The organism is Entomohabitans teleogrylli (assembly GCF_001484765.1).
GTDB classification, from domain to species: domain Bacteria; phylum Pseudomonadota; class Gammaproteobacteria; order Enterobacterales; family Enterobacteriaceae; genus Entomohabitans; species Entomohabitans teleogrylli.
Window position 1 is genome coordinate 160,138 of record NZ_LLXO01000012.1, and the last position, 23,700, is coordinate 183,837.

Sequence of the window (23,700 nt, forward strand, 5' to 3'; positions counted from 1 at the left end):
AGTCATGCCAATTCAGGTTCTTCCGCCGCAGCTGGCGAACCAGATTGCCGCCGGGGAGGTGGTGGAACGCCCCTCTTCGGTGGTGAAAGAGCTGGTGGAAAACAGTCTGGACGCGGGGGCAACCCGTATTGATATTGATATTGAACGCGGCGGCGCCAAAATGATCCGTATCCGCGACAATGGCTGCGGTATTAATAAAGAAGAGCTGGCGCTGGCGTTAACCCGGCACGCGACCAGCAAGATTGCGACCCTCGATGATCTCGAAGCCATTGTCAGTCTTGGCTTTCGCGGTGAGGCGCTGGCCAGTATCAGCTCTGTGTCGCGTCTGACGCTGACTTCCCGCACGGCAGAACAGGCTGAAGCCTGGCAGGCGTATGCTGAAGGTCGCGATATGGTGGTGGTTGTTAAGCCCGCGGCCCATCCGGTCGGCACCACTCTGGAGGTGCTGGATCTGTTCTATAACACCCCGGCCCGGCGCAAATTCATGCGCACAGAGAAGACCGAATTTGGTCATATTGATGAGGTTGTTCGACGCATCGCGCTGGCGCGCTTTGATGTCACGATCAACCTGAGCCATAACGGTAAGATAGTGCGCCAGTATCGGGCGGTACAGAAAGACGGCGGCCGGGAGCGGCGACTGGGGGCTATCTGCGGCGCATCGTTTCTTGAGCAGGCGCTGGAAATTGAATGGCAGCATGGCGATCTGTCTCTGCGGGGATGGGTGGTTCGCCCGGAAGCGCTCAATACAGCGCTATCGGAAATTCAGTACTGCTATGTAAATGGCCGGATGATGCGCGACAGGCTGATTAATCACGCTATCCGCCAGGCGTGCGAAGATCGGCTGGGCGGTAATATGCAGCCTGCTTATGTACTGTATCTGGAGGTCGATCCGCATCAGGTCGATGTGAACGTTCATCCCGCCAAACATGAAGTGCGTTTTCATCAGTCGCGGCTGGTGCATGATTTCATATACCAGGGCGTGCTGAGCGTCCTGCAGCAGGATGTGGTACCGGAACTGCCCATCAGCGAGGGGGCTCAGGAAGAGAGTGCGCGTTGGCAGCCGGAGAATCGTGTCGCCGCAGGGCAGAATCAATTCAATACGGTACCCGTGTCGCCTCGCCCGGAGCGAGCTACTTCTGTCAGCCCGGTTCCGCGAGCGCCCTCTTCGTCGTCCGGGGGGGGATATTCTCAGGGCTCTACCACCTGGCCCCATGCTGAGCCGGGCTACCAGAAACGTCAGGGAGCGCTGTATCAAAAACTGCTGGAAACGCCGACTCAAAAGGAGAGAGTGCCGGGAGACACCGTGGAGGAGCCCTCGCTGGAGGGCCACAACCACAGCTTTGGTCGGGTTCTGGCGGTTCTGGAAGCGCATTTTGCCCTGCTGGAGAACGCCGGCACGCTACGGGTGCTGTCTTTGCCGATCGCCGAACGCTGGTTGCGTATGGCGCAATTGACCCCCGGGGAGGATAAATTGCGCGCCCAGCCGCTATTGATTCCGGTACGCCTGAAGATGGATAGCCAGGAGCGCCAGGTCGTTGAAGCATGGCAGGGGTTACTGGCTTCGATCGGTATTGAATGCCAGGTCGATGCGCAACATGTGACGGTAAAAGCGGTGCCTTTACCCTTAAGACAACAAAATTTACAAAACTTGATTCCTGAACTGGTAGGCTACCTTGCGCAGCAAACGGAGAAAAATCTCACGCGCGTCACCCGCTGGCTCTCAGGGAATTTGCTCAGTGAGCATACCCACTGGAATCAGTCACAGGCGATTGCGTTGCTGGCTGAGGTTGAACGGCTTTGTCCGCAACTGGTGAAGTCCCCGCCCGGCGGTTTGCTGCAACCGGTAGATTTACGTTCGGCGTTAGATGCCCTGAAACATGACTGAAGTAACTAAGGCTGGCCCGCCCAGGGCGATTTTTTTAATGGGGCCAACGGCTTCCGGTAAAACGGCGCTGGCTATTCGTCTGCGGGAACAACTGCCGGTTGAATTGATTAGCGTTGATTCGGCGCTGATTTATCGCGGTATGGATATCGGGACGGCAAAGCCGACAGCCCGCGAGCAGGCCAGCGCGCCGCACCGGCTGATGGATATTCTCGATCCCGCGCAGGCCTATTCTGCGGCGGATTTTCGCCGCGACGCGCTACGTGAGATGGCGGAGATTTCCGCCGCCGGGCGTATTCCCCTGCTGGTGGGGGGAACCATGCTCTATTTTAAAGCTCTACTGGAAGGGTTGTCACCGTTGCCCTCGGCGGATCCGGACATCAGAGCGGAGATTGAAAAACGCGCTGAGCAACAGGGATGGGGGGCACTACATCAGCAGTTGCAGGCGATCGATCCTGTTGCGGCGGCACGGATTCATCCAAATGATCCGCAAAGGCTTTCCCGGGCACTGGAAGTTTTTTTCATTTCGGGTAAAACTTTAACGGAACTGACGCAAACTTCGGGAGACGCTCTGCCGTATCAGGTGCACCAGTTTGCTATCGCCCCGGCGAGCCGTGAACTGCTCCATCAACGAATTGAGCAGCGTTTTCATCAGATGTTGGCTTCAGATTTTGAAGCAGAAGTACGGGCGCTTTTTGCCCGCGGAGACTTGCATACGGATATGCCTTCCATCCGTTGTGTGGGATATCGTCAGATGTGGTCGTATCTGGCTGGCGAAATTTCTTACAATGAGATGGTTTATCGAGGTATTTGCGCGACGCGCCAGTTGGCAAAACGCCAGATAACCTGGCTGCGGGGCTGGCAGGGTGTTCACTGGCTTGACAGTGATAATCCGGACCTGGCATTTGACGACTTGTTAAAGGTTGTTAGTGCGAACCAGCCCTGAAAGTGTACAATTGTAACGTCTCATGCGCGAATTTTTACGTAGTTTTTTTCAGAGCCCGTGGGTTCATGAGTACAAACAACAAACATATAAGGAAAAGATAGAATGGCTAAGGGGCAATCTTTACAAGATCCGTTCCTGAACGCACTGCGTCGGGAGCGTGTTCCGGTTTCTATTTATTTGGTGAATGGTATTAAGCTGCAAGGTCAGATTGAGTCTTTTGATCAGTTCGTGATCCTGTTGAAAAACACGGTCAGCCAGATGGTCTATAAGCACGCGATTTCAACTGTTGTTCCGTCCCGCCCGGTTTCTCATCACAGTAACAATGCTGGCGGCGGCTCCAGTAATTATCACCACGGTGGTAACGCGCAGGCGTCAGGCGCCCAGCAGCAGGACAGCGAAGAGACCGAATAAGGTTGATGGCTGTTGTTCCATGCCGGGGGACCAGGTTATCTGCGTTCCCCGCTGATCTTTCTGGAGGGTTTTCGCTTGTTTGACCGTTATGATGCCGGTGAGCAGGCGGTGCTGGTACACATCTATTTTTCGCAAGACAAAGATATGGAAGACCTTCAGGAGTTTGAATCCTTGGTTTCTTCCGCTGGCGTCGAAGCAATGCAGGTGGTTACCGGTACCCGTAAGGCCCCGCACCCGAAGTACTTTGTTGGTGAGGGGAAGGCAGTGGAAATTGCCGACGCAGTAAAAGCCACCGGAGCATCGGTCGTTTTGTTCGATCATGCGTTAACGCCAGCCCAGGAGCGTAACCTGGAGCGCTTGTGTGAATGCCGGGTTATCGATCGCACCGGGCTGATTCTGGATATCTTTGCTCAACGTGCCCGTACCCATGAGGGCAAACTGCAGGTTGAGCTGGCGCAGTTGCGCCATTTAGCAACGCGTCTGGTTCGCGGCTGGACCCACCTTGAAAGGCAAAAGGGCGGGATCGGGTTGCGTGGACCGGGAGAGACGCAGCTGGAGACGGACCGTCGTTTACTGCGCAATCGTATTAGCCAAATCCTTTCGCGCCTTGAAAAAGTAGAAAAACAGCGCGAACAGGGGCGGCAGTCACGCGCTAAGGCCGATGTCCCGACAATTTCTCTGGTGGGCTACACCAACGCCGGTAAATCCACCCTGTTTAACCGTATCACTGAAGCGCAGGTTTATGCTGCGGATCAGCTATTCGCGACGCTCGATCCCACACTGCGACGCATTGATGTGGATGACGTCGGGGAAACCGTGCTGGCGGACACGGTAGGTTTTATTCGCCACCTGCCTCATGACCTGGTCGCGGCTTTTAAAGCCACCCTGCAGGAGACCCGTCAGGCGACGCTGTTGTTGCATGTTATTGATGCGGCGGATGTCAGGTTGCAGGAAAATATTGATGCTGTGAATAGTGTGCTGGAGGAGATCGAAGCAGACGAGATCCCCGCGCTACTGGTAATGAATAAAATCGATATGTTGGACGACTTTGCTCCGCGTATTGATAGAAATGATGAAAACCTGCCGATTCGCGTCTGGCTTTCAGCGCAAACCGGCGAGGGCATCCCACTGCTTTTTCAGGCTCTGACGGAGCGCCTTTCCGGGGAAATAGCGCAACATACGTTGCGCTTACCGCCACAAGAGGGGCGTCTGAGGAGCCGGTTTTATCAGCTTCAGGCAATAGAAAAAGAGTGGATGGAGGAGGATGGCAGCGTCGGGATGCAGGTTCGCATGCCCGTCGTCGACTGGCGTCGCCTCTGTAAACAAGAACCGACTCTGGTGGGCTATGTTGTCTAGCCGGAGCGGGTTGTCCTGAAGACTTTTCCCCCTCTGGGGGTATCACCGCACAACAAATATGGAGCACAAACATGGCGTGGAATCAGCCCGGTAACAACGGACAGGACCGCGACCCCTGGGGCAGCAGCAATAATCAAGGCGGCAACTCCAACCCCGGGGGAAATAATAAGGGAGGACGCGATCAGGGTCCCCCCGATCTGGATGATATCTTCCGCAAATTAAGTAAAAAATTGGGCGGTATTGGCGGTGGAAAAGGCACCGGTGGTTCAGGTCAGGGGCAGGGGCCCCGTGGTCAGATCGGCGGTCGGGTTGTTGGTATTGTTGCCGCTGCGGCCGTAGTTATCTGGGCTGCCAGCGGTTTCTATACCATTAAAGAAGCTGAACGCGGCGTAGTGACACGCTTCGGTAAGTTTAGCCACCTGGTGGAGCCGGGCCTGAACTGGAAACCGACATTTATTGATGAAGTACGTCCGGTTAACGTGGAGTCAGTCCGTGAACTGGCCACTTCCGGCGTGATGTTGACGTCTGATGAGAACGTGGTGCGCGTAGAAATGAACGTGCAGTATCGGGTAACCGATCCGCAACGCTATCTGTTTAGCGTCACCAGCGCCGATGACAGCCTGCGCCAGGCGACAGACAGCGCACTGCGCGGCGTTATCGGCCGTTACACCATGGATAAGATCCTGACGGAAGGGCGTACCGTGGTGCGTAATGATACCCAGCGCGAGCTGGAAGAGACTATCCGTCCTTACAACATGGGGATCACCCTGCTGGACGTAAACTTCCAGACTGCTCGTCCGCCGGAAGCTGTACAGGCGGCATTTGACGATGCCATTGCGGCGCGTGAGAACGAACAGCAGTCAATCCGTGAGGCGGAAGCTTACGCCAATGAAGTTCAGCCGAGAGCGAATGGTCAGGCGCAGCGTATCCTTGAAGAGGCTCGCGCATATAAAACGCAGACTATCCTGGAAGCCCAGGGTGAGGTCGCGCGCTTTGCGAAGATTCTTCCGGAATATAAAGCCGCCCCGGAAATTACCCGTGAACGTCTGTATATCGAGACCATGGAGAAAGTCCTGAGTCATACCCGTAAAGTACTGGTCAATGATAAAGGCGGTAACCTGATGGTGTTGCCGTTGGATCAGATGCTGAAAGGGGGGAGCCAGCCTGCGGTAAAGAGCGATAGCGGCGCCAATAACCTGCTGCGCTTACCGCCAGCGTCGACGTCCGGTAGTAGTGCGTCAACCTCATCGTCATCGTCCAGTAATAGCGGGGACATTATGGATCAGCGTCGGGCCAACGCGCAGCGCAATGACTATCAGCGCCGGGGGAGTGAATAACAATGCGTAAGTCGATAATTGCTGTCATCATCGTGGTGCTGGTAGTGCTTTACACTTCCATCTTCGTGGTGAAAGAAGGAGAGCGGGGCATTACGCTGCGTTTTGGTAAAGTGGTGCGTGATGATGAAAACAAACCTCTGGTATTTGAGCCGGGTCTGCACTTCAAGATTCCGTTTATCGAATCGGTGAAGACGCTGGATGCACGTATCCAGACCATGGATAACCAGGCGGATCGCTTCGTCACCAAAGAGAAAAAAGACCTGATCGTTGACTCCTATATCAAGTGGCGTATCAGTGATTTCAGCCGTTACTACCTGGCGACAGGCGGAGGCGATATCTCTCAGGCGGAAGTACTGCTGAAACGTAAATTCAGTGACCGTTTGCGTTCAGAAATTGGTCGCCTCGATGTGAAAGACATCGTCACCGACTCCCGTGGGCGTCTGACGCTGGAAGTGCGCGATGCGCTGAACTCCGGCTCGGCCGGGACGGAAGATGAAGTCGCTACGCCAGCGGCGGATGACGCCATTGCCAGCGCGGCGGCGCGGGTGGCGGAAGAGACCAATGGTAAGATCCCGGTGGTCAATCCCAATAGTATGGCGGCGCTGGGTATTGAAGTGGTTGACGTGCGAATTAAGCAGATCAACCTGCCGAACGAAGTTTCAGAAGCGATTTACAGCCGTATGCGTGCGGAGCGTGAAGCGGTAGCGCGTCGTCACCGTTCCCAGGGTGAGGAAGAAAGAGAGAAAATTCAGGCCGGCGCGGATTATGAAGTTACCCGCACGCTGGCTGAAGCTGAACGTGAAGCGCGAATTGTTCGCGGTGAAGGGGATGCGGAAGCCGCAAAACTGTTTGCCGATGCGTTCAGTCAGGATCCTGATTTCTATGCCTTTATTCGTAGCCTGCGCGCCTATGAGGCGAGCTTCAATTCAAACCAGGATGTTATGGTGCTGAGTCCGGAGAACGATTTCTTCCGCTATATGAAGACGCCGGAATCAACCCGTAGATAATAGAAACATCGTTTACAAAGACCAAAAGGCCCTGCTTGCAGGGTCTTTTTTATCCGCTCTGGGTAGGTAATGGTTAGCATGGTTATGGTGTAACCTGGGGCGCGACGGTCTGAGGAATGGCCAGGCATCATGACCTGGTCTTTATCACCAGCCGCGATTCAGCTTCCCTGGAGGGGATAACTTGCGGATATCCGCCTGAGGATGCCGCAGTCGGTAAAACGGGAATAAAAACGGTTGTGCTGAAAGGAAAAGAGATTCACATAAACGAAGTAATTACAGTCTGAAAGGATGCCGCTAGCTACTAATAAAAAAGGCAGATATCCGGTGATATCTGCCTGAAAAACAGTAAAGAGGTGTTAGATCTTGATATCCATGCTCAATACTTTTTCGAACAGACCACCAACTACCGGCAGGTTAGTCAGCATGTTTTCGAGTTGACCACCAAGGTTATGGCCAATGGACGAACCAAAAACCTGTCCCAGAGTAGGGATTGCCTGCTGGATAGTCATACTGGCAGTGAACTGGATAGGCGTGCTATTGTAGAGGGTATTGCCAAAAACGCCGCCAATATTAGCAAGAGCATTCTGCAACCAACCCGCACCACTTACTGCTTCGATTTCAATAATAGATAACTCTTTCATGAATAATTCCTTTTTATTTAATTCCTGGTATGTATTAATATGCTGCGCTTTTAAAAGTACCTGTAAGGCACCAGACTGAAATACTACAAGTATTTTATGTTTAGTGGCAATATGAATGTCTTTTTTCTATGGCGTTTCATGTTGAATTTTTATTGTCCGGGATTTCACATATTTGATTTGCGAATTTGTTATCGGGCTATAATTCATTTTTCTTGTTAGTTGGATGATTTAACGGTTCACCTCTGGTGGCAGATGCTATTATTACAGGCTTTAAATTTTTATGCTGGATGGTAACAGGATTATTTTAGCGTAAGGGATATTGATGATGCATTAATCAGCCGACTGAAAGAGTCTATTGTACGTTAGAATTTTACGTTTCAGGCGCCAGTACAATGGTTAATTAAAGATAATATCTGATTAATCTATGGATTATCGTAACGATTCTTTTTCATCAATAGCGTCAGTTATCGTATTTTATGATGGATTATTATAATTAGTGGCGTTGGCATTTGGGATCATAAAATAGAGATGATGAATACCTCTGACTAAAGGCATCAAGTACGACGAAAACGTTTGGTTGTGCAAAAAATGGCCTTTGGCGCGCCATTTTGTATGCAAAAAATGCTGATCATCATGAGAACCGATGTTAGAATCCATTTTTAAGCAAACGGTGATTTTGAAAATGGGTAACAACGTCGTCGTACTGGGCACCCAATGGGGTGACGAAGGTAAAGGAAAGATCGTCGATCTTCTGACTGAACGGGCTAAGTATGTTGTGCGCTACCAGGGTGGGCATAACGCTGGCCATACTCTCGTAATCAACGGTGAAAAAACCGTTCTCCATCTTATCCCCTCAGGTATTCTTCGTGATAACGTCACCAGCATTATTGGTAACGGTGTGGTGTTGTCTCCGGAAGCGTTGATGAAAGAGATGAAGGAACTGGAAGATCGCGGGATCCCGGTTCGCGAACGTCTGTTGTTGTCTGAAGCCTGTCCGCTAATTCTCGACTACCATGTTGCGCTGGATAACGCGCGCGAGAAAGCGCGTGGCGCGAAAGCTATTGGTACCACCGGTCGCGGTATTGGTCCGGCCTATGAAGATAAAGTGGCGCGTCGCGGCCTGCGTGTTGGCGATCTCTTTGATAAAGCCACCTTCGCTGAAAAATTAAAGGAAGTGATGGAATACCATAACTTCCAGTTGGTTAACTTCTACAAAGTGGACGCGGTGGACTACCAGAAAGTGCTGGACAGCGTGATGGCGATTGCTGATATCCTGACCGGTATGGTGGTTGACGTGTCCGACCTGCTCGACCAGGCCCGTAAGCGCGGCGACTTTGTTATGTTTGAAGGCGCTCAGGGCACTTTGCTGGATATTGACCACGGCACCTATCCGTACGTGACCTCCTCGAATACCACCGCCGGCGGCGTTGCTACCGGATCTGGTCTGGGGCCGCGCTATGTAGATTACGTGTTGGGCATTATCAAAGCCTATTCTACGCGTGTGGGGGCTGGCCCGTTCCCGACAGAACTGTTTGATGAGACTGGCGAGTTCTTGTGCAAGCAGGGTAATGAATATGGCGCGACTACCGGCCGTCGTCGCCGTACCGGCTGGCTGGATTCGGTAGCGGTGCGCCGTGCGGTACAGATCAACTCCCTGTCGGGCTTCTGTCTGACCAAGCTGGACGTGCTGGACGGCCTGAAAGAGGTGAAAATTTGTGTAGCGTATCGGATGCCGGATGGTCGCGAAGTGACGACTACGCCGCTGGCTGCCGATGGCTGGGAAGGTATTGAGCCGATTTACGAAACCATGCCAGGTTGGTCTGAATCGACATTTGGCGTGAAAGATCGCAGCGGCTTGCCGCAGGCGGCGCTGAACTACATCAAACGTATTGAAGAGCTCACCGGCGTACCGGTGGATATTATCTCTACCGGTCCGGACCGTACTGAGACGATGATTCTGCGCGATCCGTTTGACGCATGATGTGCCCGGGGCGTGGTGACGCGCCCCACTTTATCTTTTTCCGCGTTGTTGTTTGCCTGCCGTTTCCAAATAAATTAGCCGCCCGACTGCTGGCTGGTTTATCATCAATACAAGAGTTATCACCCCCCGCGTTGAGCAATCCTTACAGAGGTTGATGTGCAGTTAACGAGTTTTACCGATTATGGCCTTCGGGCGCTGATTTATATGGCGTCGCTTCCCGACGGGAAAATGACCAATATCTCTGAAGTGACGGAGGTTTATGGTGTGTCCCGCAATCATATGGTGAAGATTATTAACCAGCTCAGTCGCGAAGGCTACGTAGACGCAGTGCGTGGTAAAAATGGCGGTATTCGCCTCGGCAAACCGGCGGCATCGATTCGTGTTGGCGATGTGGTGCGCGCGCTGGAGCCGCTCTCATTGGTTAACTGCAGCAGTGAATTTTGCCATATCACTCCCGCGTGCCGTCTCAAGCAGGTGCTGAGCGGGGCGGTTGGCAAGTTTCTGCAGGAACTGGATAACTATACGCTGGCCGATTTAGTCGAAGAAAACCAGCCGCTTTATAAATTACTCCTGGTGGATTGAGATGGTTTCCCGTCCGCCAGATGATGACAACGGAGGAACCGCAATGTCACAAGATCCCTTTCTGGAACGTGAAGCAGAAAAATATGCTAATCCGATCCCCAGCCGGGAATTCATTCTGGATCATCTCTCAAAACGTGAAAAACCCGCGAATCGGGATGAGATAGCCCAGGAATTACATATTGAAGGTGAAGAGCAGCAGGAAGCGCTGCGTCGCCGGTTACGCGCCATGGAGCGCGACGGACAGCTGGTGTTTACCCGCCGTCAATGTTACGCGCTGCCCGAGCGTCTTGATTTACTGAAAGGTACCGTTATTGGCCACCGCGATGGCTATGGCTTTTTACGCGTTGAAGGGCGTAAAGACGATCTGTACCTGTCTTCTGAACAAATGAAAACCTGCATTCATGGCGATGTGGTACTGGCGCAGCCGCTGGGAGCCGATCGCAAAGGCCGCCGCGAGGCGCGTATCGTGCGGGTATTAATCCCTAAAACCAGCCAGATTGTCGGCCGTTACTTTACCGATGCCGGGGTAGGGTTTGTGGTGCCGGACGACAGCCGTCTGAGCTTTGATATTCTGATCCCGCCGGAAGATATCCAGGGCGCCAGAATGGGTTATGTGGTGGTGGTGGAACTGACTCAGCGTCCCACTCGCCGCACTAAAGCGGTCGGGAAAATTGTTGAAGTGCTCGGCGACAATATGGGAACCGGTATGGCGGTCGATATGGCCCTGCGTACCCATGAAATTCCTTATGTCTGGCCGCAGGCGGTGGAAGAGCAGATCGCCGGCCTGAAAGAACAGGTGCCGGAAGAGGCGAAAGCGGGTCGCGTCGACCTGCGTAACCTGCCGCTGGTAACCATTGATGGCGAAGATGCCCGAGACTTTGATGACGCGGTGTACTGTGAGAAGAAACGCGGCGGCGGTTGGCGCCTGTGGGTTGCCATTGCCGATGTCAGTTACTATGTCCGTCCGTGGACGCCGCTGGATAAAGAAGCGCGTAACCGCGGCACATCGGTATATTTTCCATCGCAGGTTATTCCGATGCTGCCGGAGGTGCTGTCTAACGGACTGTGTTCACTGAACCCGCAGGTCGATCGTCTGTGTATGGTTTGTGAGATGACGGTGTCGTCACGCGGCAATCTGTCCTCTTTCAAATTCTATGAAGCGGTGATGAGCTCTCACGCTCGGCTCACTTATACCAAGGTGTGGCATATATTGCAGGGGGACGCAGAGCTGCGTGAGCAGTATCAGCCGCTGGTGAAACATCTGGAAGAGCTGCATAACCTGTATAAGGTCCTGGAGCAGTCGCGCACTGAGCGCGGCGGAATCTCATTTGAAAGTGAAGAAGCTAAATTCATCTTTAACGCCGAGCGGCGCATTGAGCGCATCGAACAAACTCAGCGTAACGATGCTCATAAGTTGATTGAAGAGTGCATGATCATGGCGAACGTGGCGGCGGCGCGCTTTGTGGAAAAACACAAAGAGCCATCGCTGTTCCGGGTACACGATCGTCCAAGTACTGAAGCGATCAACGCTTTCCGCTCGGTGCTGGCGGAACTGGGGCTGGAATTGCCTGGCGGCAACAAGCCGCAGCCGAAAGACTACAATGCGCTGCTGGAATCTATCGCCGATCGTCCGGATCATGAAATGCTGCAGACCATGCTGCTGCGATCGATGAAGCAGGCGATCTACGATCCGGAAAACCGCGGTCATTTTGGTCTGTCGCTAAGCTCCTATGCCCACTTCACCTCACCGATTCGCCGCTATCCGGATCTGTTGCTGCATCGGGCAATCAAGTATCTGTTGGCGAAGAACAGCGGCCACGATGCAGGAAAAGGCACTGATACCGGCGGCTGGCACTACAACACAGAAGAGATGCTGCAGCTTGGCGAGCACTGTTCGATGACTGAACGTCGGGCGGATGAGGCCACCCGGGAAGTCTCCGACTGGCTGAAGTGTGATTTCATGCAGGATCAGGTTGGCCAGGTGTTTAACGGCGTGATTTCCAGCGTGACCGGATTCGGCTTTTTCGTCCGGCTTGACGATCTGTTTATTGACGGTCTGGTGCACGTCTCTTCGCTGGATAACGATTATTATCGCTTCGATCAGATTGGTCAGCGGTTGATTGGTGAATCCAGCGGCCAGACTTATCGTCTGGGGGACCGGGTGGAAGTGCGCGTTGAAGCGGTTAACATGGATGAACGCAAAATTGACTTCTCACTGATCTCCAGCCAGCGTGTGGTTCGCGGTGCCGGTAAGACTGCGCGGGATAAAGCGAAAAAGTCTGCCGGCGGAAAGCCGACCAAACGCCGCGAGGTGGGTAAGCGGGTTAACTTTGAGCCGGATAGCGCTTTTCGTAAGGAAAAGGGTAAGGCAAAGGTGAAGAAGGAGAAGAAAGCCAAAAAGCCTTCATCACAGACCCGTAAAATTGCTGCCGCCACTAAGGCGAAACGCGCAGCAAAGAAAAAAGCAGATCAATAGGGTAGAATCCCCGCCATAGTTTTCCCCGCCGGGCATATTCTGCCTGGCCTGGCGGGGATCGGTATTTTTCCCGGCAGCCAGGCGCGCGGCGCTGCCTGCCGTTTTCTTTCCGCTGTTGCGGAAAGCGTGATTTTCAATCTCCCGACGTGAGTAGATTCATGAGTGAAATGATTTACGGCATCCACGCCGTACAGGCCCTGCTGGAACGTGCTCCGGAGCGTTTTCAGGAAGTGTTTATCCTTAAAGGGCGTGAAGATAAACGGTTACTGCCATTGATTCATGCGCTGGAGGCGCAGGGGGTAGTGATTCAGATGGCGAACCGCCAGTGGCTGGATGAGAAGTCCGACGGCGCGGTGCATCAGGGGATTATCGCCCGGGTAAGACCGGGGCGTCAGTATCAGGAAAACGATCTACCGGCGCTGCTTGAGCAGCATACTCAGCCTTTTTTGCTGATTCTGGATGGCGTGACCGATCCACATAATCTGGGGGCCTGCTTGCGCAGCGCGGATGCCTCTGGGATCCATGCGGTCATTGTGCCGAAAGACCGCTCGGCGCAACTTAATGCGACAGCGAAAAAGGTGGCCTGTGGCGCGGCGGAAACGGTGCCGCTGATTCGGGTAACCAACCTGGCGCGTACCATGCGCTTGTTGCAGGAGGCCAGTGTCTGGATCGTTGGTACCGCCGGCGAAGCGGATCATACACTGTATCAGAGCAAAATGACTGGCCCGCTGGCGCTGGTGATGGGCGCAGAAGGCGAGGGGATGCGCCGCCTGACCCGGGAACACTGCGATGAGCTGATTAGCATCCCGATGGCGGGCAGCGTCTCATCGCTGAATGTCTCGGTCGCCACCGGTGTTTGCCTGTTTGAGGCAGTACGCCAGCGCAGCGCGGGCTGATTCCCACGCTTTGTGATCCTGTTCCGGGCAGAATGAGTGATGCCGTCCATACTTAATGGCACTGCCATTAAAGGGAGAGGGACAGGATGCACTGGCAAACACATACGGTTTTCAATCAACCGGTTCCGCTGAACAACAGCAATCTCTTTCTTTCCGACACCGCGCTGCGCGAGGCGACAATCCGCGAGGGCGCCGGCTGGGACGTTGAACTGCTGGCGAGTATCGGCCAGCAGTTAGGGACCGCTGAGTCGCTGGAGCTGGGACGGCTGGCCAACGCCTTCCCGCCGGAACTGCTGCGTTACGATCCGCGCGGCGAACGTCTCGACGATGTACGTTTTCACCCCGCCTGGCACTTGTTGATGCAGGGGCTGTGCGCCAACCGGGTTCACAATCTGCCGTGGCAGGAGGATGCCCGACGTGGCTCACTGGTTGCCCGCGCCGCGCGTTTTATTCTTCATTCCCAGGTTGAGGCCGGAACCCTGTGTCCGGTCACCATGACTTTCGCTGCCATTCCACTGCTGGAGAAGACGCTGCCGGCTGATTTTCGCGACTGGCTCAAGCCGCTGCTCAGCGACCGTTATGACTCACATTTGGCACCTGGCGCTCAGAAGCGTGGCCTGCTGATTGGTATGGGCATGACGGAAAAGCAGGGCGGATCGGATGTATTGAGCAATACCACCCGTGCGGAACCACAGCAACGGCGCGGTAGCGGCGAACCCTACTCACTTATCGGTCATAAATGGTTTTTCTCGGCTCCCCAAAGTGACGCTCACCTGGTGCTGGCTCAAACCCGGGGCGGATTATCGTGCTTTTTTCTGCCGCGCTTTTTACCGGACGGGCAGCGTAACGCGATTCGCCTGACGCGTCTGAAAGATAAAACCGGTAATCGTTCAAATGCCAGCGCGGAGGCCGAGTTCTGCGAGGCGACGGGCTGGCTGATTGGGGAAGAAGGGGAAGGGATCCGTCAAATCCTGAAGATGGGGGGAATGACGCGTCTGGATTGCGCCCTGGGTAGCCACGGCATGATGCGGCGGGCATTTTCGATTGCGCTTTACCATGCCCATCAGCGGCAAGCGTTTGGTAAGAATCTTGTTGACCTGCCGCTGATGCGCCAGGTTTTGGGGCGTATGGCGCTCTGTCTGGAGGGACAAACGGCGCTGCTCTTCAGACTGGCGCGGGCATGGGAAAACCGTCAGCAGGAGCAGGATCAGGCGTGGTGCCGTCTGTTCACACCGGCGGCAAAATTTACCATCTGTAAAGCGGGTATGCCCTTCGTTGCCGAAGCCATGGAGGTCCTGGGGGGGATTGGCTATTGTGAAGAGAGTGAGTTACCGCGGTTGTATCGTGAAATGCCGGTCAACAGTATCTGGGAGGGTTCCGGCAATATCATGTGCCTCGATGTCATGCGGGTACTGGCCAGGCAGCATGGAGTGATGGATATGCTGACAACGGAATTTGATGACGTTAAAGGGCAAAACCGCCATTTCGATCGTACCTGGCGCCAGCTGCAGCAACGGTTGCGTAAACCCCAGGAAGCAGCCGCCCGCGATGTGACGCAGCGGCTGGCGGCGCTGGCCACGGGAGCGCAACTGCTGCGTTACGCATCACCGCCTGTGGCGGAAGCCTGGTGCGGCATACATCTGGATCGTCGTGGAGAGAAGTTACTGCCGGAAAACGTTATTGCGGATGTCCTGCTCAGAGCGACCGGAGGCGCCGGTTAAAGACCTGGCAGGGCTTCCCGGGCGGGAAAGCCCTGTCGCGGTAATGAATGATCAGGCGTAGAAAATGGCTTTGACGTTCCAGTGATCTTCAGCGGTATTTTCGCGCATCTGGATAATGCGATAATAGCTGGCGCCGTGTTCGTCAGCCTTAAATGCGACAATTCGTTCAATATCTTGCGGGCTACCGTTTACGCCGCTCAGTGAGAAAATACCAATTTCATTCAGGCCCGTGACGCGATCGGCGCTGGCTTCCTCGGCCGAACGCGCTGATGTGCTGATGAGCCCGACAGAGAGCAGAAGTGAAGTTAAAGCAAGCGATCGTTTCATTGTCAGCTCCGTTTCATATTACCCCGAGTTACCGCCGGGCATTCCTTTGCATCACCACATCCTCAGCATTTCTGATATGTGGAAGAGTGTGTACGAAAAATGTTCAACAGGCGCAAAGCAATGTAAATGTAACGAAAACGATCTCGTTGAGTTATTTCCTGTAAAGAATAGCCTGGGCATACCATTGGCCTGACACTACTGTCTCATCGATCAGGAGAATAACGTAATAATCTGCTTTGGCCGCGACGGCTTTTTTATAAATAGCTCGTTCACTGTCGTCTGGCGATCCGCGCCTGATAACCGATATCGTACCCAACCGCTGCAGACCCTGGGTCTGATTGCGTTGGATTTGTTGGGGAGTATCGTTTAATGGCGGCGGCGGTTGAGGTGTTCCCTGAAATACCGAACAACCGCTTAAGATGCCTGCGAGCAATAAACCAGCCAACCGTTTCATCTGCATTTTTAATATCCTGTACTCTATTCTAGATAGAGTCCCGATGAGTGTTAGGGGAATGTTCCCATTTTGTTAGGTATGCCGCGCTTTTTAGCGCCTGATGAGTGAAAAACGTAACACAGCTCTCACCAGGAATATTCTCGCGACGCTTGTCAGCGTCCGGCAAATAGCCCCATAGTACTGGACTGTAACATTCAGACAATGGAGCCGGGTATGATTGAAATTTACACCGAGTCTTTTGCCGGTATTGAGACGCTGCATGCAGTTCCGGCGGGAAAAAAATACCAGCCTCTACCCTGCGTATTGTTTTATCACGGGTTTACGTCTTCCAGAACGGTTTACAGTTATTTTGCCGTAGCGTTGGCCCAGGCCGGGCTGCGGGTCGTGATGCCGGATGCTGCCCGGCACGGCGCACGTTATGACGGGGATGAGAAAACACGGATACGCCAGTTCTGGCAAATTCTGCACCAGAATATGCTGGAGTTTCCCGCCCTGCGCGACGCGCTGGTGGAGGCTCGTCTGGTGTCAGAGGGGCGGCTGGGCGTTGGTGGAGCCTCAATGGGCGGAATGACGGCGCTGGGGGTAATGACTCACTATCCGCAGGCGCGCAGCGTGGCGTGCCTGATGGGGTCTGGCTATTACCTGTCGCTGGCGCACACCCTTTTTCCACCGCTTGAAGTTCACAACCCTGAACAACAGCGTCAGTTTGACGAGATCCTCAGGCCGCTGGCGGCGTATGAGGTGCGCCACCAGTTGGCGAATATTGCCGACCGGCCGCTACTGTTGTGGCATGGCGAAGAGGACGATGTCGTGCCGGCAATGGAAACCAGGCGATTGCAGCAGGCGCTTCAGGCGCAGGGGCTGGATGGTAATCTGACCTGCCTGTGGCAGCCGGGGGTTAAGCACCGCATTACGCCAGAAGCGCTGGACGCGACGGTGCGTTTCTTCGCCACAACGCTGCAGGTTACACCAGCATAACTTTTACGCCCTGATCCTCAAGTTTGCGTACCACTTCCGGCGAGGCCTGCTTGCCGGTAATCACCATGTCTATTTGGTCGGCACGGCTGAAGAGCATTCCGGCCCGTTCGCCGACTTTGCTGCTGTCCACCAGGACCACCAGTTTCCCCACCACATTCAGCATCTTTTGTTCGGCCATCGCGGTAAGCATGTCGGTTTTATACAGCCCTTCGGCGGTCAGGCCTTTGCCGCTGGTAAACATCCAGTGACCGGCGTAAAGCGAGGTTTCATTATCCTGGGTCCCCAGGGTTATGGACTGGCTTTTATTATATTGCCCGCCCATGATCACGACGCTGTCGTGCTCCATGTCGATCAGATAATTTGCCAGCGGTAGATAGTTGGTGATGATTTGCACTGGTTTGCCGCAGATCTCGCGGCCAAGTAAAAACGCGGTGGAGCCGCAGTTGATCACCACACTCTCTCCGGGACTCACTAACTGTGAGGCAGCGCGGGCGATACGCACTTTCTCATCATGATTCTGGGCCTGGTGGATGTTCAACGGCGTCCAGCGCGGGCGCTGCTGAGCGATCGCTTCGGCGCCGTTACGTACCTTCTTCAGTTTGCCGGTTTCATCTAATTTGTTGATATCCCGACGCGCCGTCGCCGGGGAAACGCCGAGACGCGCAATGACCTGCTCAACGGTAACAAAACCCGTTTGTTGCAGCGTATCGAGCAGGATTTGATGACGTTGTGCTTCAGTCATGAGCTTTTCCGATAAAATATGATTTTTTAAGATGATATTTGAAATGGCGGCGGAAGAATACTGAAAAAGCGCGCCCGCCAGCGGATTGCGGCAGGCACGGAGATAGCATCGTTTTACAAAAATGACTTGAACGGCAGATCGGGCTCAATCGTGAAACAGTCGTCAAACCCGCGCGGGTAGTGGTATTCCAGCTTATCTTTATCCAGCGGCCAGGTAAATTTCCCGCCAACCTGCCAGATAAATGGTTTAAACCGGTAGTCCAGGCGGTCCTTTTTCATCTCCCACAACATACGAATTTCCTGCGGGTCAGCCTGGAAGTTGGACCAGATATCGTGATGGAAAGGGATAACGACTTTCGCGTTCAGACATTCAGCCATGCGCAGAATGTCGACACTGGTCATTTTGTCGGTAATACCGCGCGGATTTTCGCCGTAAGACCCGAGCGCCACGTCGATCTGATGCTCATTACCGTGTTTTGCGTAGTAATTGGAGTAGTGAGAATCGCCGCTGTGGTAAAGGTTGCCGCCAGGGGTTTTAAACAGGTAATTGACCGCCCGGCGATCCATCCCATCCGGCAGAACGCCAGCGGCTTTTTCGCCCTGTGGCAGGGTAATTAATGCAGTACGATCAAAGGCATCCAGCGCATGGATTTCGATGTCTTTGATTTTCACCACATCGCCAGGCTTCACGACAATACAGCGCGCGGCGGGGACGCCCCAGCCGATCCACATATCTACACAAGTTTGCGGACCGATAAAGGGAATATCGCTGGCGCAGTTTTGCATTACGGCGGCGGCGACATTGACGTCGATATGATCATTGTGATCGTGGGTAGCCAGGATGGCGTCGACCTGGCGGATAGCGAAAGGATCCATGACAAACGGCGTGGTGCGCAGATTAGGCTGAAGTTTCTCCACACCGGCCATACGCTGCATTTGATGACCTTTTTTCATCAGCGGATTACCGTGGCTTTGTTTGCCTGTACCGCACCAGAAATCCACGCACACGCTGGCGCCACTCTGTGATTTCAACCAGATCCCGGTACATCCCAGCCACCACATGGCGAAAGTACCCGGTGCAACCTGCTCCTGCTCAATCTCCTCATTCAGCCAGGTTCCCCATTCAGGAAAGGTATTCAGGATCCACGACTCCCGGCTGATGGTCTCCACTTTACTCATGATAGTGTTCTCCTTGCATCGTTTTTACTCAAAACAAATCATTAGTAGTCACAATATGAGCATTTGTGATGATGAAAAGCAATATTTATCATTGTTTTTTTCCTGACATTCCCCGGTAAAACGGATTTATGGTTTGGGTAATCTTCAGTGTAGAGTCTGGTTTGTTTTTTATTTAATTGATATTAAATGATTTATTATTTGTTTTAATAACCATTTTATTTTTGAGGGAAATAAAATGCGTGCTGTATCACATTTAATCAAAAATAATCTTTTTGTGATTATTGCTGATTGTTAGAGTGAGGGCACATTGCTTACGGTGGTTTGCAGGCCGGTATCGGAAACTGTCGAATACGAGGGAACATTATGGAGATTCTCTACACCATTTTTACCGTCTTTTTTAATCAGGTGATGACCAATGCGCCGCTGCTGCTGGGAATTGTCACCTGCATCGGTTATATCCTGCTGCGCAAAAACGCCAGCGTGATCATTAAGGGCACCATTAAAACCATCATCGGCTTTATGCTACTGCAGGCCGGGTCCGGCATTCTGACCAGTACGTTTAAGCCAGTGGTGGCGAAAATGTCTGATGTCTATGGCATCAATGGCGCCATCTCCGATACCTATGCGTCAATGATGGCGACAATTGAGCGTATGGGGGATGCATATAGCTGGGTGGGATATGCGGTCCTGTTAGCTCTGGCGCTGAATATCGGTTATGTCTTTCTGCGCCGGATAACCGGCATTCGCACTATCATGCTTACCGGCCACATTATGTTTCAGCAGGCCGGTCTGATCGCTGTTTTCTTTTATATTTTCGGCTATCCGATGTGGACCACCATTGTCTGTACTGCGGTGCTGGTCTCCCTGTACTGGGGAATTACCTCCAACATGATGTATAAGCCGACTCAGGCGGTGACGGAAGGGTGCGGCTTCTCCATCGGCCATCAGCAACAATTTGCCTCGTGGCTGGCTTATAAACTGGCGCCTTATCTGGGTAAAAAGGAAGAGAGCGTCGAGGATCTTAAACTGCCCGGCTGGCTGAATATCTTCCATGACAATATTGTTTCTACCGCCATTGTGATGACGATTTTCTTTGGCGCCATTCTGGTCTCCTTCGGTCTGGATACCGTGCAGGCGATGGCTGGTAAAACCCACTGGACTATTTACATATTGCAAACCGGTTTCCAGTTTGCGGTGGCGATTTTCATTATCGTCCAGGGGGTCAGGATGTTTGTGGCCGAACTGTCGGAAGCGTTTAACGGCATCTCGCAGCGCTTGATCCCGGGGGCGGTTCTGGCTATCGACTGCGCGGCGATTTATAGCTTTGCCCCTAATGCTGTGGTCTGGGGTTTTATGTGGGGCACTATCGGGCAACTGATCGCCGTCGGGATCCTGATTGTCTGCGGCTCTTCGATTTTGATTATCCCCGGCTTTATCCCGATGTTCTTTTCTAACGCCACCATTGGCGTGTTCGCTAACCACTTTGGTGGCTGGCGAGCGGCGCTGAAAATCTGTCTGGTGATGGGGATGATTGAAATTTTTGGCTGCGTCTGGGCGGTGAAACTCACCGGCATGAGCGCCTGGATGGGCATGGCCGACTGGTCGATTCTGGCGCCGCCGATGATGCAGGGCATGACCCTCGGCCTGTGGTTTATGGGCGTCATTATTCTGATTGCCCTGGCATATATGGTCTTCGCCGGCCGCGCGCTGCGCGCCGAAGAAGATGCGGAAAAACAACTGGCAGAACCTTCTGCGCAATAACGCAATAAGGAGTTCCGATTATGACCGTACGTATTCTCGCTGTTTGTGGCTGCGGCCAGGGTAGTTCGATGATCATGAAGATGAAAGTGGATCAGTTCCTTACCCAGCAGGGCGTGGATCACAGCGTCAACAGTTGTGCTGTAGGCGAGTACAAGAGCGAGCTCAGTGGCGCTGACATCATTATCGCCTCCACCCATGTGGCCAGCGAAATTACCGTGTCTGGCAACAAATATGTGGTGGGCGTGCGCAACATGCTGTCGCCGGCCGATTTTGGCCCGAAGCTGATGGAGGTGATTACTGCTCATTTCCCACAGGACGTGAAATAAGGACGCGCCATGAAATTACGTGATTCGCTGGCGCACAACCATTCTATTTGTTTGCAGGCGGAAGCGGCTACCTGGCAGGAAGCGGTAAAAATCGGCGTTGACCTACTGGTGGCAGCCGATGTGGTCGAGCCGCGCTACTACCAGGCCATACTCGATGGTGTGGCGCAATTCGGCCCGTATTTTGTGATTGCCCCCGGGCTGGCTATGCCCCACGGTCGCCCGGAAGAGGGGGTAAAACGCACCGGTTTTGCGCTGGTCACCCTGAAAACCCCGCTGTCGTTTAACCATGAGGATAACGACCCGGTGGATATCCTGATTACCATGGCGGCGGTGGATGCTCAGACCCACCAGGAGGTGGGGATTATGCAAATTGTTAACCTGTTTGACGACGAAGAAAACTTCGATCGGCTGCGCGCCTGCCGTTCTGAACAGGATGTGCTGGATTTAATCGATCGCGCCGCCATGGCGCAGGCAGAATAAGGAATCATTATGTCTCAACAATTACCTATGCTCCAGGTGGCGCTGGACAACCAGACGCTGTCCCACGCCTATGCTACCACCCGTCTGATTGCCGAAGAGGTGGATATCATCGAAGTCGGCACCATCCTTTGTGTTGGCGAAGGGGTGCGGGCGGTGCGCGATCTTAAAGCACTGTATCCCCACAAAATCGTTCTCGCGGACGCCAAAATCGCCGATGCCGGCAAGATCCTCTCAAGGATGTGCTTCGAAGCGGATGCCGACTGGGTAACGGTGATTTGTTGTGCCGATATTAATACCGCTAAAGGCGCTCTGGATGTGGCGCGGGAGTTTAACGGCGATGTGCAGATTGAGCTTACCGGTTACTGGACATGGGAACAGGCGCAGTCGTGGCGCGAGGCCGGGATCGGCCAGGTGGTCTATCACCGCAGTCGCGATGCTCAGGCCGCCGGTGTGGCGTGGAGCGAATCAGATATCAGCGCTATCCGGCGTTTGTCCGATATGGGGTTTAAGGTGACGGTAACCGGTGGGCTGGCGCTGGAGGATCTGCCGCTGTTTAAAGGTATTCCAGTTCATGTCTTTATCGCCGGGCGCAGCATCCGCGACGCGGCGTCTCCGGTGGAGGCCGCCCGTCAGTTTAAGCGCGCAATCGCTCAGCTATGGGGCTAAGGGGCGGCTATGTTGCAAAAAACTGTCCCGCTGGGGATTTATGAAAAGGCGCTTCCCGCCGGGGAGTGCTGGCGGGAGCGCCTGAGCCAGGCGGCCAACCTGGGGTTTGACTTCGTAGAGATGTCGGTGGATGAGTCCGATGCTCGCCTGGCGCGCCTTGACTGGAGCCGCGAACAGCGGCTGGCGCTGGTGCAGGCGGTGGCGGACACCGGGGTACGCGTTCCTTCCATGTGCCTGAGCGCCCATCGGCGCTTTCCGCTCGGCAGCGAAGACGATGCGATCCGCGAACGGGGGCTGGAGATCATGCGTAAGGCGATCCGCCTGGCGCAGGACACTGGTATTCGGGTCATTCAACTGGCCGGATATGATGTCTATTATCAGCAGGCGAATGACCAGACCCGGAGCCGCTTTCGCGATGGACTGAAACAAAGCGTTGAGATGGCCAGTCGGGCTCAGGTGACGCTGGCGATGGAAATCATGGACTATCCGCTAATGAATTCGATCAGCAAGGCGCTGGGCTATGCGCACTATCTGAATAATCCCTGGTTCCAGCTGTATCCGGATATCGGCAATCTTTCAGCATGGGATAACGATGTGCAGATGGAGCTGCAGGCCGGGAGCGGTCATATTGTCGCGGTGCATGTCAAAGATACTCGCCCCGGGGTATTTAAAAATGTCCCCTTCGGCGCCGGAGTGGTGGATTTCGAACGCTGTTTTGGCGCCCTGAAACAGAGTGGCTACTGTGGGCCGTATCTGATTGAGATGTGGAGTGAAAGCGCACAAGATCCGCTGGCGGAGGTTAAAGCCGCCCGGGAGTGGGTACTGGCGCGTATGGTCCGCGCCGGGTTGATGGAGGCCGCGTGATGGAAGCGTTGAAACAGCAGGTCCTGGAAGCGAATATGGCGTTGCCGCGTCATGGGCTGGTGACATTTACCTGGGGAAATGTCAGCGCGATTGACCGTCAGCGGGGCTGCATCGTCATCAAGCCCAGCGGCGTGGCTTATGACGTCATGACGGCGGACGATATGGTGACGATTGATATGACCGGAAAGGTGATTGCCGGGAAATGGCGGCCATCTTCCGATACCGCTACCCATCTGGCGCTGTATCTGCGCTACCCGGATATCGGCGGTGTGGTGCATACCCATTCGACCCATGCCACAGCATGGGCGCAGGCGGGGCTGGCGATTCCGGCGCTGGGCACCACTCATGCGGATTACTTTTTTGGCGATATCCCCTGCACGCGGCCATTAACGGAGCGGGAAGTCGCGCAGGAGTATGAATTAAATACTGGCAGGGTCATTATTGAGACGCTGGGATCGAGCAATCCTCTGCATACGCCCGGTATTGTGGTGTATCAGCATGGTCCCTTTGCCTGGGGACGCGATGCGTGCGATGCGGTACACAATGCGGTCGTACTCGAAGAAGTGGCGCGAATGGCGTGGATAGCCCGGGAAATAAATCCGCAGCTCAAACCGATTGACAATTATTTAATGGATAAACATTTTTTGCGTAAACATGGGCCGAATGCTTATTATGGCCAGAAATAATT

Annotated in this window: 23 protein-coding genes; 18 read left to right on the forward strand and 5 right to left on the reverse strand. The window is 54.0% G+C overall.

Annotation, left to right across the window (positions count from 1 at the left end):
* Window positions 1-4: 4 nt before the first annotated feature.
* From mutL to hflC, 6 genes are all read left to right on the forward strand, one after another.
* Window positions 5-1,885, forward strand: coding sequence for a DNA mismatch repair endonuclease MutL (gene mutL / locus AQ981_RS14810; protein WP_058912513.1), 1,881 nt, complete (start codon window positions 5-7; stop codon window positions 1,883-1,885).
* Window positions 1,878-2,828: a tRNA (adenosine(37)-N6)-dimethylallyltransferase MiaA gene (gene miaA / locus AQ981_RS14815; protein WP_058912514.1), complete on the forward strand. Its 951-nt coding sequence runs from the start codon at window positions 1,878-1,880 to the stop codon at window positions 2,826-2,828. The genes mutL and miaA overlap by 8 nt, the downstream gene beginning before the upstream one ends.
* Window positions 2,829-2,930: 102 nt before the next feature.
* Window positions 2,931-3,239, forward strand: coding sequence for an RNA chaperone Hfq (gene hfq / locus AQ981_RS14820; protein ID WP_058912515.1), 309 nt, complete (start codon window positions 2,931-2,933; stop codon window positions 3,237-3,239).
* 75 nt (window positions 3,240-3,314) lie between these two features.
* On the forward strand, window positions 3,315-4,595 hold the full coding sequence (gene hflX, locus AQ981_RS14825) for a ribosome rescue GTPase HflX (protein ID WP_058912631.1): 1,281 nt from the start codon (window positions 3,315-3,317) through the stop codon (window positions 4,593-4,595).
* Between the two features lie 71 nt (window positions 4,596-4,666).
* On the forward strand, window positions 4,667-5,932 hold the full coding sequence (gene hflK / locus AQ981_RS14830) for an FtsH protease activity modulator HflK (RefSeq protein WP_058912516.1): 1,266 nt from the start codon (window positions 4,667-4,669) through the stop codon (window positions 5,930-5,932).
* 2 nt (window positions 5,933-5,934) lie between these two features.
* Window positions 5,935-6,939, forward strand: coding sequence for a protease modulator HflC (hflC, locus tag AQ981_RS14835; protein ID WP_058912517.1), 1,005 nt, complete (start codon window positions 5,935-5,937; stop codon window positions 6,937-6,939).
* 356 nt (window positions 6,940-7,295) lie between these two features.
* Here hflC and AQ981_RS14840 read toward each other — a convergent pair whose 3' ends face one another.
* Window positions 7,296-7,580, reverse strand: a complete 285-nt coding sequence (locus AQ981_RS14840; RefSeq protein WP_058912518.1) for a hypothetical protein — start codon at window positions 7,578-7,580, stop codon at window positions 7,296-7,298.
* A 682-nt stretch (window positions 7,581-8,262) separates the two neighbouring features.
* Here AQ981_RS14840 and purA point away from each other — a divergent pair.
* The 5 genes from purA (at window position 8,263) to AQ981_RS14865 (ending at window position 15,236) form a co-directional block, all read left to right on the forward strand.
* A complete protein-coding gene (gene purA, locus AQ981_RS14845) occupies window positions 8,263-9,561 on the forward strand; it encodes an adenylosuccinate synthase (protein WP_058912632.1) in 1,299 nt (432 codons plus the stop codon).
* 156 nt (window positions 9,562-9,717) lie between these two features.
* Entirely contained in the window at window positions 9,718-10,143 is a 426-nt protein-coding gene (nsrR, locus tag AQ981_RS14850; RefSeq protein WP_058912519.1) for a nitric oxide-sensing transcriptional repressor NsrR, read from the forward strand.
* Window positions 10,144-10,186: 43 nt separating this feature from the next.
* Window positions 10,187-12,619: a ribonuclease R gene (gene rnr / locus AQ981_RS14855; protein WP_058912520.1), complete on the forward strand. Its 2,433-nt coding sequence runs from the start codon at window positions 10,187-10,189 to the stop codon at window positions 12,617-12,619.
* A gap of 158 nt (window positions 12,620-12,777) precedes the next feature.
* A complete protein-coding gene (gene rlmB, locus AQ981_RS14860; protein WP_058912521.1) occupies window positions 12,778-13,515 on the forward strand; it encodes a 23S rRNA (guanosine(2251)-2'-O)-methyltransferase RlmB in 738 nt (245 codons plus the stop codon).
* An 86-nt stretch (window positions 13,516-13,601) separates the two neighbouring features.
* Complete coding sequence (locus tag AQ981_RS14865) at window positions 13,602-15,236, forward strand: isovaleryl-CoA dehydrogenase (RefSeq protein ID WP_058912522.1); 1,635 nt, start codon at window positions 13,602-13,604, stop codon at window positions 15,234-15,236.
* 51 nt (window positions 15,237-15,287) lie between these two features.
* On the opposite strand, the gene AQ981_RS14870 is transcribed toward AQ981_RS14865, so the two are convergent.
* Both AQ981_RS14870 and bsmA read right to left on the reverse strand, forming a co-directional pair.
* Window positions 15,288-15,563 (reverse strand): YdgH/BhsA/McbA family protein, encoded by a 276-nt coding sequence (locus AQ981_RS14870; RefSeq protein WP_058912523.1) that lies wholly within the window; start codon window positions 15,561-15,563, stop codon window positions 15,288-15,290.
* Between the two features lie 151 nt (window positions 15,564-15,714).
* Window positions 15,715-16,023 carry a biofilm peroxide resistance protein BsmA gene (bsmA, locus tag AQ981_RS14875; RefSeq protein WP_058912524.1) on the reverse strand — a complete coding sequence of 103 codons (309 nt, stop codon included), beginning with the start codon at window positions 16,021-16,023 and terminating at the stop codon, window positions 15,715-15,717.
* Between the two features lie 207 nt (window positions 16,024-16,230).
* On the opposite strand from bsmA, the gene yjfP reads away from it, so the two are divergent.
* Window positions 16,231-16,995 carry an esterase gene (gene yjfP / locus AQ981_RS14880; RefSeq protein ID WP_058912525.1) on the forward strand — a complete coding sequence of 255 codons (765 nt, stop codon included), beginning with the start codon at window positions 16,231-16,233 and terminating at the stop codon, window positions 16,993-16,995.
* On the opposite strand, the gene ulaR is transcribed toward yjfP, so the two are convergent.
* Together ulaR and ulaG are read right to left on the reverse strand one after the other, a co-directional pair.
* On the reverse strand, window positions 16,982-17,737 hold the full coding sequence (gene ulaR, locus AQ981_RS14885) for an HTH-type transcriptional regulator UlaR (protein WP_058912526.1): 756 nt from the start codon (window positions 17,735-17,737) through the stop codon (window positions 16,982-16,984). The genes yjfP and ulaR overlap by 14 nt on opposite strands.
* Window positions 17,738-17,850: 113 nt before the next feature.
* Entirely contained in the window at window positions 17,851-18,915 is a 1,065-nt protein-coding gene (gene ulaG, locus AQ981_RS14890; RefSeq protein WP_058912527.1) for an L-ascorbate 6-phosphate lactonase, read from the reverse strand.
* Window positions 18,916-19,278: 363 nt separating this feature from the next.
* Between ulaG and ulaA the strand changes: the two genes are divergently transcribed.
* The 6 genes from ulaA to AQ981_RS14920 are packed head-to-tail and all read left to right on the forward strand — an operon-like array spanning window position 19,279 to window position 23,698.
* Window positions 19,279-20,676, forward strand: coding sequence for a PTS ascorbate transporter subunit IIC (gene ulaA / locus AQ981_RS14895; protein WP_058912528.1), 1,398 nt, complete (start codon window positions 19,279-19,281; stop codon window positions 20,674-20,676).
* A gap of 20 nt (window positions 20,677-20,696) precedes the next feature.
* Window positions 20,697-21,002, forward strand: coding sequence for a PTS ascorbate transporter subunit IIB (gene ulaB / locus AQ981_RS14900; protein WP_058912529.1), 306 nt, complete (start codon window positions 20,697-20,699; stop codon window positions 21,000-21,002).
* A gap of 9 nt (window positions 21,003-21,011) precedes the next feature.
* The gene (gene ulaC / locus AQ981_RS14905; protein WP_058912530.1) at window positions 21,012-21,482 is read left to right on the forward strand and encodes a PTS ascorbate transporter subunit IIA; all 471 of its coding nucleotides are present in this window, start codon (window positions 21,012-21,014) and stop codon (window positions 21,480-21,482) included.
* A 9-nt stretch (window positions 21,483-21,491) separates the two neighbouring features.
* Window positions 21,492-22,148, forward strand: coding sequence for a 3-keto-L-gulonate-6-phosphate decarboxylase UlaD (locus AQ981_RS14910; RefSeq protein ID WP_161969171.1), 657 nt, complete (start codon window positions 21,492-21,494; stop codon window positions 22,146-22,148).
* Between the two features lie 9 nt (window positions 22,149-22,157).
* Window positions 22,158-23,012, forward strand: a complete 855-nt coding sequence (locus tag AQ981_RS14915; protein ID WP_058912532.1) for an L-ribulose-5-phosphate 3-epimerase — start codon at window positions 22,158-22,160, stop codon at window positions 23,010-23,012.
* A complete protein-coding gene (locus tag AQ981_RS14920) occupies window positions 23,012-23,698 on the forward strand; it encodes an L-ribulose-5-phosphate 4-epimerase (RefSeq protein ID WP_058912533.1) in 687 nt (228 codons plus the stop codon). The genes AQ981_RS14915 and AQ981_RS14920 overlap by 1 nt, the downstream gene beginning before the upstream one ends.
* Window positions 23,699-23,700 lie beyond the last annotated feature (2 nt).